Origin of the sequence: Chryseomicrobium aureum (assembly GCF_016909155.1) — a bacterium.
GTDB classification, from domain to species: Bacteria; Bacillota; Bacilli; order Bacillales_A; family Planococcaceae; genus Chryseomicrobium; species Chryseomicrobium aureum.
This window is the reverse complement of record NZ_JAFBFG010000021.1, coordinates 43,653-52,380: the sequence shown is the minus strand read 5'-3', so window position 1 is coordinate 52,380 and position 8,728 is coordinate 43,653. Positions and strand designations below refer to the sequence as shown.

The following is an 8,728-nucleotide window of genomic DNA, read 5'->3' as shown; positions in this document are numbered from 1 at the left end:
ATCTGCTTAAGAATATTTGTCTCCATAAAATCAAAATACCATGAACACTGGGCTCATGGCATCAAAAATTATATACTTTCTTATCTTTTAAAAAAACCACTCAACTTATTGTTGAGCGGCTTGCTGCTTCCGAGCTTTGCGTCGTTCTTCACGCTTCGCAAGGTCAATTTCAGATTGTTTGTTGTACTTCGGTAACGCCAGAAGTTGAAATGCGTTGACCGCCAATATTGGGAATAACAATAATGTCACCCAGCTATCCACACCTTCAGCGCGTACCATGAGCACTGGCAACCATTCTAATGTAGAAATAACAATCATGAAGAACATCGCAGAAATCAATGCGTGTTTCTTTGTCAGACGTGCTTTGATCATGGCAACGGTCACACCAGTTCCAATCAGGACAAGAAGTAGTCCAAGATATAGTAGTAACTGTTCAGTGGATGCTGATCCTGGTCGGAATCGGAAGATGATTAAATCTCCGATGACAATGATGATAAGTAAAACCTGAACCCAGTTCCAAAGTGTAAGGCTCTTAAAAATATTGACGCCCATCTGATGAATTGTTAAATACGCAAAAAATCCCATCTGAGCAATAACACTTACAGTGAACCCCATAACAACCATAAAGACAAAAGCCGCTGTGAATTCTCCCCACTCACCCGCTTGGAAGTATTGGGCGAATGCATCGTCCCATCGTATAAATAAGCCGAGCACACCTGTGATAAGTCCACCGATGAGCATCGCGCGTACAAAAAATTTAAACCAATTTCGTATAGTCACGAAAAATCCTCCATCTCTTTCTAGTTCTTCTCGATTGTATCAAATTATTTAGATAAAAATCTATGAATCACGCCAGTTCTTGCATAATTCCCTATCAATTGTGAACACTAATTGAAAAAGAGGTGAGGATGATGCGCGTTTGGCTGCTACTACTATCGATTTTGATTCTAGGTGCCTGTTCTCCATTTGAGCAAAAGTCGACATACGATGAAACGAAAAAGATGGTAATTGATGTGCAGAAAACAGAGGATGGCAAAGCTTTTTGGGAACATTCGATGCAAGACCCGAAATTTATGGACTCGATGGCAAAGAGTATGACGGCTCAGCAGAAAGAATTGATGAAGCAATTGATGACAGACCCCGCGTATATGAAAGAGTGGGAAGAGTTTTGGAAACAACCGACACAGCAGCAAGAACTGGAGAAGCTGTTGAAGTCGAGCAGTTTGTGAGAAGAGATGAAAAAAGTTGTAGAAGAAACGATTCAAAATCCTGTTTGGACAGCGTATTGGCAAGATCTTGTGATGAAAGCGGCGGAAGCTGGAAAAGGTACCGGTGGATCTGAAGGCGGTCCTTCTCGTGGAGGAGATCGTGCAGGTGGCTCGTCAGGCGATGGTGGCGCTGGTGGTGGCGGTTCTGGCGGTGGTCAAGCTGGTGGTGGGGGCCAGTAACAAGAAAAGGCAGTATTCTCGACTGATGAGAATACTGCCTTTTGATTATGCGCGTTCGATAACTTGTTGTGCGATTTCGTTGTAAAGTTTGCCCGTCGGATGTGACTCTTCATAAACAGAAGGCGCAAAATCTTCGTTGTTCCAATCCGGTTGGCCTAGTGGAATCTGACCCAATAACTCTGTGCGAAGTTCTTCCGCAAGTTTCGGTCCTCCACCTTTTCCGAACACCATCTCACGTTCACCCGTTGACTTCGATTCATACCATGCCATATTTTCGATGACGCCGATAACTTCGTGGTCGGTTTGTAGAGCCATTGCCCCAGCTCGTGCTGCTACGAAAGCGGCTGTTGGGTGTGGTGTTGTGACGACGATTTCTTTTGAAGCCGGAAGCATCTGATGAATATCTAAAGCGACATCACCTGTTCCGGGTGGTAAGTCTAATAGAAGGAAGTCGAGTTCTCCCCACTCCACATCTTTGAAGAATTGATCAAGAACTTTTCCAAGCATCGGTCCGCGCCAAACGACTGGTGCATTGTTCTCTACGAAGAAGCCCATAGAAATGACTTTGACACCTTTACGTTCCACTGGAATGATTCGGTCTTCTTTAATTTGTGGGTTCTCACGAATACCCATCATGTCTGGCACGCTGAATCCATAGATGTCTGCGTCGACAAGGCCTACTTTTTTTCCTAGGCGTGCAAGTGCAACTGCTAAGTTTACAGAAACAGTTGATTTCCCTACGCCACCTTTACCAGAAGCGATTGAAATGATCTTCACGCTTGTTGCAGGAGATGTGAGGCTTTCTGCTGCTGCGCCAAGTTGGCCACGGAATTGCTCAAGTGCTTCTTGTGGAAGTTCTTCGAAACGGATTCCGACTGTAGCCACACCCGCACTCTTTAGTGTATCGACAACTTTTGTTTGAAGTTGCATTTGTTCTGCTGTATTTGTTTTTGCGATTGCGACTTTGACGCTTACGTAATTCTTTTCTTCTTTGATTTTAACGGACAGAATTCCGTTTGTTTCTTCAAGTATTTTATGTAGAAACGGATCTTCGAGTTTTCCAAGAAGAGCCCGTACCTCTTGTTCGGTTAGCATGCTCAAAACCCCTTTTTTTCCTAGTCGTCTATTAGTATAGCATACCCTTGTGGAGTAGGGGTTGCTTGTGCTTGCGACTGAAAAAATTGTTCGAGGCCAGTGACAATGCCGTGTGCTATTTTTTGCTGATATTCTGATGTTTGCAAGAGTGCGCGTTCTTCTTCATTGCTGATAAACCCTGTTTCAATTAACGCGGAAGGGGCATTGGCTTTTTTGAGGAGATAAATTTGACGAATTCCCATCGCTTCCCGCTCTGTATTTTGCAAGGTTTCGCGAAGAGTCGCTTGAATGGCTTTTGCGAGGGGCTCCCCGTTCACTTCCCCTTCTTCATGGAAGAATACTTGTGCCCCGACTCCTTTTTGATGCAGTGTATGCGGGGAGGGTTTTGGGTATGACGTGGGATGGCAGAATCCGAGAGGTTCGGTTATTGTGTCGGGAGTTTCACCAATTGTGTCCGAGAGATTCGAGGTCTAACGGCTGAGATTCGACGTCTAAATCTTCCTGTTCACCACTTCCTTATATTATGGAAACTAATCTCCTCCCTCAATTTTCTTTCTATAAACTCTTGCATTAGTATTTCCTTCAGCAGCATAACCAGCTTGTAATAATACTTTGCGTATAGCATCCGCCCCTATCTCTGGTAGCTGCTTACGAATTTCAGAAATACTTAAAACCGGCCCATGAATTGCAAATTGACTGAGAATATTTAGCGCAATCAGTTCATGCGCTTTCACATTGCAGACTTTGCATACCCAGGTTCTAACGAATCTTTTTAGAGCAGAATGACATGTTGGACAGAATAATCCTTCAAGTAGTTCAGCTCGCTCAATCCTATACCTTTTAGAGAATGGTACTTCTTGAAAAAATTGAGTTTTAGTTATTATTTTTTGTAGTAACTTTTGGACTTCATTATCAGGTAGAACTAGTGGAAGTTGCTCGAGCTGTTGAACGAATAGAGGTAACCTCTTAAGTGTTATAAAAGTGTGAGGAGGTTGGGATGAAAAATCAAATGTAGCAGAAGCGTTTGCCCAAACAAGAGCAGTATAAATAGGTAATTGTAAATCTGGAAAAAGTGTAGAGAAGCCATTTAAATTTCGATCTAGCTGAGTGAATGGACAATCAAAAGCTTGCGGAGGTGTTTCTGGTAATGTACGAATTAGTTGAGCAGGTACTGAATTGAACTTAATATGCCCTGCAATATTTTTCACTTCAATTAAAAGAATGTATCTTCGCGTGATGATCACTAAGTCGATCTGAATCACTCGTCGCGTATGAACCTGTGTTATAAAATTACGAAGAATTATCGGGGGCTCTTTAAAACTCACTTCTTCCAAATAACGAAAAACTTTAGATTCGCCTCTCTCACCCGTTTTAATATTTTTTAGTTGAGATTCTATATAACTTTTTTGAGGGTGATAGTGCGGGAGTTGAGCGTAGAAGATTTCAAGAGCAGAGATGAACGAGGTAGTGTGGTGAATGTAAATAGCAATCACTCCTTTTTAGTAGAATATCACCTTATGAAATAGGTGTACATTCATTTCTTCCTTTAATTGGTTTAAGAAACTGAGACTATGTCTGATGGTTCGGTTATTGTGTCGGGAGTTTCACCAATTGTGTCCGAGATGTTCGAGGTCTAAGGGGCGAGATTCGCCGTCTAAATCATCCTGTTCACCACTTCCTCATATTATGGAAACTAATCCAGCGAATCCCCCAAAATGTTTAAGCCCTTTCTAGTAAGCCCTTAGCTACTTAAGCCCTTTCTAGCAAGATCTTAAGCATCAAAAGCCCTTTCTAGTAAGCCCTTAGCTACTCAAAGCCCTTTCTAACAAAACAAAAAACCCACCCTCGCGATAAGCGAAGATGGGTTTGAATCGGCTCCAACAATTAACGTTTTGAGAACTGAGGTGCACGACGAGCGCCTTTAAGACCTGGCTTTTTACGCTCTTTCATACGTGGGTCACGTGTTAAGAATCCAGCAGATTTTAATTTACCGCGGAAGTCTGGGTCTACAGTTAGTAGAGCACGTGCGATACCGTGACGGATAGCACCAGCTTGACCAGTGAATCCTCCACCGTTTACGTTTACGTGTACATCGTAGCTACCTAGAGTTTCAGTAGTTACTAGTGGTTGTTTGATGATTTGCTCAAGCGTTTCGTATGGAACGTAGTCCGCTACTTCACGTTTGTTGATGATGATTTTTCCTTCGCCTGGTACTAAACGTACGCGAGCGACTGAGCTTTTACGACGGCCTGTGCCGATATATTGAACTTGTGCCAAGGGTATGTCCTCCTCTTAATGATTATCCGCGAAGCTCGTATGCTTCTGGTGTTTGTGCTGCATGTGGGTGTTCTGCTCCAGCGTAAACGTGAAGCTTACGGAACATTTGACGACCTAAAGAGTTTTTAGGAAGCATGCCTTTGATTGCTAGTTCTAACATTTGAGTTGGGTACTTCGTACGCATCTCAAGTGCAGTACGTTGCTTAAGACCACCAGTGAATTGTGTGTGGCGGTAGTAAATTTTGTCTTGCAATTTGTTACCAGTTAATTCGATTTTGTCAGCGTTGATGATGATCACGTTGTCACCAGTGTCAACGTTTGGTGTGAATGTTGGTTTGTTTTTCCCACGTAAGATTGAAGCTACTTCTGAAGCTAGACGACCAAGAGTTTGGCCTTCCGCGTCAACAACTAACCACTTACGCTCTACTTCGTGACCTTTAGCCATGAATGTTGTACGCATGTATATTGTCCTCCTAATAACGATCTTATTCGTTCTTGAATTTTCTATTTAACCTAACAATTAAGTTTCGGGGCTTATTTGTGGGGTTTTGAAAATACCATACATCATCGTATAACAGATACGACATTCTGTCAAGCGATTTTCAAAAAACACCTGGAAAAGTTGCTACAGCTCTTCGTAACCTACTTTTTCTAAATATAAGCCCTGTGGTGGCGCGGTTTTTCCGGCCTTGCCCCTGTCTTTTGCAGCGATGATTCCTGCCAAGTCTTCTGGCTGCTTCTTGCCGATTCCGATTTCCCACAAAGTGCCCGCTAAAATCCGGACCATATTGTATAAAAAGCCGTTGCCGGTCACAACAAGATGCAACTGATTGCCATGGGACTCCAGACGCACATCATAAATCTTCCGTACGAAATCTTGAATGCTTGTGTTCGCTGCACTAAAGCTTCGGAAGTCATGTTCTCCTAGTAGAGCCTGGGCAGCCTGTTGCATGCGTGAGACGTCCGGCTGCTTTCCAGGAACGTGAGAGAGCATATGACGCTCGAATGGCATAGGGATGGCCTCTAACGTCCACTTGTAGCGATAGGTCTTCCAACAGACATGGTAGCGAGCATGAAAATCGTCCGCGACCTGCTCGACCGCAAGTACACGGATATCTGCAGGGAGTTGAGCATTTAAGCCTTTCACCCACCCTGGAGGCGGAATTGTGAGAGGACTGTCAAAATGGATGACCTGACCGGTTGCGTGAACGCCCGTGTCCGTTCGTCCACTCGCCGTGATACGTGTAAATGTTCCTTGATGCATCTTGGTCAGCACTTTCTCTACTTCTTCTTGCACGGTCCGTCCATTCGGTTGAACTTGATAGCCAGAGAAGCCACTGCCATCGTAACTAATTGTTGCACGTAATCGCATGTCGCTCCTCCTAACTACGCAACAAGACAAGAGCGACCGCTAGACCTAGCAACACAATAATTGCTCCTGTGTCGCGCATCTTCCAGTCAAGCTGGCGGAACCGTGTTCGGCCTTCCCCGCCCTTGTAACCGCGTACTTCCATCGCAGTCGCCAAGTCTTCTGCTCGTTTAAACGCACTGACAAACAACGGAATCAGTAAGGGAACGACGGCCTTTAAACGTTCTTTGAAAGGTCCGGTCGTCATATCCGATCCACGTGCCATTTGCGCTTTCATGATCTTGTCCGTCTCATCCATCAATGTCGGAATAAAGCGTAATGAAATCGACATCATCAATGCCAGCTCATGGACGGGCATTTTGATTTTCTTCAATGGGTTCATTAACAGTTCTAATGCATCCGTGATCGAAATCGGCGTTGTCGTCAGCGTCAAAATCGTTGTCATCACGACGAGGACAAAGAAACGAATGGCGATGAAAACCCCTTGGATAACTCCACCTGTGTAGATTTCTGTAAACCCAAGGTCAAGTAGCACGGTTCCTTCTTTTGTGAAGAATGTATGCAATAAGAACGTGAAAATGAGCAGGAAGAGGACCGGCTTGAGCCCCATCACAATGAAGTAAAAACGGATGCCCGAAAGACGCACAATGAATAACGTAAACAGAATCAACAAACCATACGTGATCCAGCTATTGGCTAAAAATACGATGGCGATGAACAGGAACACAAAAATCAATTTTGCACGTGCATCAATGCGATGCACAATCGAGTCGCCAGGGATGTAGCGACCAAAAATCATTTTTTCTAACATCAGCGCGTTCCCTCACTTTCTTGCTCAAAATGCGAGGCAATCGCTTCAGCCAGGGTCTCTTCTGTCAAATAAAGCACCGGAAATGCCTGACCTGTAATCGTTTCAAATTCACGTTGGAGTTTTACAGACTGAGGAAGCTCCAAGCGGAAGTCGCGCAACAACTCGTCTTGCGCAAACACCTCTTGCGGCGTCCCCTCCACTACGCATCGCCCACTGTGCATGATGGCCACACGGTCCGCGTAGCGTGCAGCATCTTCCATACTGTGTGTCACGAGAATCGTCGTCAAGTTCTTCTCTTCGTGTAGACGGGCGAACAGGTTCATGATTTCTTTCCGACCGCGTGGATCAAGTCCAGCTGTCGGTTCATCGAGTACAAGGACGTCTGGATCCATCGCAAGAACGCCAGCAATCGCTACTCGGCGCATCTGGCCACCAGATAGGTCAAACGGCGACTTCTGTAATGTTCCCTCTGGCAAACCCAGTAGCCCGACTAATTCGTGGGCACGTCGACGCGCTTCTTCTTCTGGCACGCCAAAGTTCATCGGACCAAACATGATGTCTTTTTCTACTGTCTCTTCGAACAATTGATGCTCTGGAAACTGGAATACAATGCCGACACGACTGCGCACAGACTTTAATTCTTTCGGTTTGACCCCTGCCTCGAGCACTTTCTCACCAATCGTCACAGTTCCGGCAGTCGGTTTTAAAATGGCATTCAAATGCTGTAAGACAGTCGACTTCCCGGAGCCTGTGTGACCAATGATGGCTTGGTAACTGCCCGTTGGAATGGTAAGATCCACCTCATGAAGTGCACGTTTTTCAAAAGGTGTCCCCGCCGCATAGGCATAGCTTACTTGTCGGAGTGTAATGTCCATAATGCTTCCACCAATTCTTTCTCTGACATGATTGTAGCTGGCACATCGACTCCGCGTGCACGAAGAAGATTCGCAACGTTTGCTGCAAATGGTAAATCAAGGCCGAGCTTCGTAATTTGTTCCCGATTCGCAAATACTTCTTCAGGACGACCTTCAAGGAACTTTTCGCCGCCGTTCATGACAATGACCCGGTCCGCAAGCATCGCTTCTTCTAGGTCATGTGTAATCGATAATACGGTCACTTCAGACGACTCACGCAGCATTTGAAGTGTTTGAATCACTTCTCGGCGCCCTTGTGGATCGAGCATCGACGTCGCTTCGTCTAAAATGAGTAATTTAGGTCGCATGGCAATAGCTCCGGCGATGGCCACTCGTTGCTTCTGTCCACCTGATAAGTGATGGGGCTCTTGATTTAAAAAGTCCGCCATCTGCACTTGTTGCAAAGCAGAGTGCACACGCTCCACCATATCTTCATAGACAATGCCGTTATTTTCTAATGCGAAGGCTACGTCATCTTGAACAGTAGCTCCGACAAATTGGTTATCCGGGTTCTGGAACACCATTCCAAGTTGCGAACGGCTCTCCCATAACGTGTCCTCATTCAAAGGCTGGCCAAATAACTCGACGACCCCTTCACTCGGAAACAATAATCCGTTGATCAATTTTGCCATTGTTGATTTACCCGACCCGTTATGGCCGACAATCGCAATCCATTCTCCTTGCTCAACCGAATAGGAGACGTGGGAAACAGCTGGTTTCACGACTTCATCTGAAGGATACGTATATGATACGTCTTGAAGTTTTACAACGGTTGTCATGTCCTATTCCTCCTCTACTCAACTAATCTCGACTT

Annotated in this window: 12 protein-coding genes; 2 read left to right on the top strand and 10 right to left on the bottom strand. The window is 45.0% G+C overall.

The genetic code is table 11. From position 1 onward, the window contains the following. Positions 1–105 precede the first annotated feature (105 nt). Complete coding sequence (locus tag JOD03_RS12325) at positions 106–780, bottom strand: KinB-signaling pathway activation protein (RefSeq protein WP_204591555.1); 675 nt, start codon at positions 778–780, stop codon at positions 106–108. 131 nt (positions 781–911) lie between these two features. Between JOD03_RS12325 and JOD03_RS12320 the strand changes: the two genes are divergently transcribed. Continuing rightward, entirely contained in the window at positions 912–1,229 is a 318-nt protein-coding gene (locus JOD03_RS12320; RefSeq protein ID WP_204591553.1) for a GerD family protein, read from the top strand. 6 nt (positions 1,230–1,235) lie between these two features. Next, complete coding sequence (locus JOD03_RS12315) at positions 1,236–1,448, top strand: hypothetical protein (protein ID WP_204591551.1); 213 nt, start codon at positions 1,236–1,238, stop codon at positions 1,446–1,448. A gap of 45 nt (positions 1,449–1,493) precedes the next feature. On the opposite strand, the gene JOD03_RS12310 is transcribed toward JOD03_RS12315, so the two are convergent. The 9 genes from JOD03_RS12310 to JOD03_RS12270 form a co-directional block, all read right to left on the bottom strand. Beyond that, positions 1,494–2,543: an Mrp/NBP35 family ATP-binding protein gene (locus JOD03_RS12310; protein WP_204591549.1), complete on the bottom strand. Its 1,050-nt coding sequence runs from the start codon at positions 2,541–2,543 to the stop codon at positions 1,494–1,496. 20 nt (positions 2,544–2,563) lie between these two features. Then, positions 2,564–2,911 carry an N-acetylmuramoyl-L-alanine amidase family protein gene (locus JOD03_RS12305; RefSeq protein WP_239584977.1) on the bottom strand — a complete coding sequence of 116 codons (348 nt, stop codon included), beginning with the start codon at positions 2,909–2,911 and terminating at the stop codon, positions 2,564–2,566. A gap of 162 nt (positions 2,912–3,073) precedes the next feature. Beyond that, positions 3,074–4,036, bottom strand: coding sequence for an NERD domain-containing protein (locus JOD03_RS12300; RefSeq protein ID WP_204591545.1), 963 nt, complete (start codon positions 4,034–4,036; stop codon positions 3,074–3,076). Positions 4,037–4,427: 391 nt separating this feature from the next. Beyond that, complete coding sequence (rpsI, locus tag JOD03_RS12295) at positions 4,428–4,820, bottom strand: 30S ribosomal protein S9 (RefSeq protein ID WP_094942181.1); 393 nt, start codon at positions 4,818–4,820, stop codon at positions 4,428–4,430. Positions 4,821–4,842: 22 nt separating this feature from the next. Continuing rightward, positions 4,843–5,280: a 50S ribosomal protein L13 gene (rplM, locus tag JOD03_RS12290; RefSeq protein WP_204591543.1), complete on the bottom strand. Its 438-nt coding sequence runs from the start codon at positions 5,278–5,280 to the stop codon at positions 4,843–4,845. A 165-nt stretch (positions 5,281–5,445) separates the two neighbouring features. Then, entirely contained in the window at positions 5,446–6,192 is a 747-nt protein-coding gene (gene truA / locus JOD03_RS12285; protein ID WP_204591541.1) for a tRNA pseudouridine(38-40) synthase TruA, read from the bottom strand. Between the two features lie 10 nt (positions 6,193–6,202). Then, a complete protein-coding gene (locus JOD03_RS12280; RefSeq protein ID WP_204591538.1) occupies positions 6,203–7,000 on the bottom strand; it encodes an energy-coupling factor transporter transmembrane component T family protein in 798 nt (265 codons plus the stop codon). After that, complete coding sequence (locus JOD03_RS12275) at positions 7,000–7,875, bottom strand: energy-coupling factor ABC transporter ATP-binding protein (RefSeq protein ID WP_204591536.1); 876 nt, start codon at positions 7,873–7,875, stop codon at positions 7,000–7,002. Before JOD03_RS12275 ends, JOD03_RS12280 begins: the two co-directional genes overlap by 1 nt. Further along, entirely contained in the window at positions 7,851–8,693 is an 843-nt protein-coding gene (locus tag JOD03_RS12270) for an energy-coupling factor ABC transporter ATP-binding protein (RefSeq protein ID WP_204591534.1), read from the bottom strand. The genes JOD03_RS12275 and JOD03_RS12270 overlap by 25 nt, the downstream gene beginning before the upstream one ends. Positions 8,694–8,728: the final 35 nt, after the last annotated feature.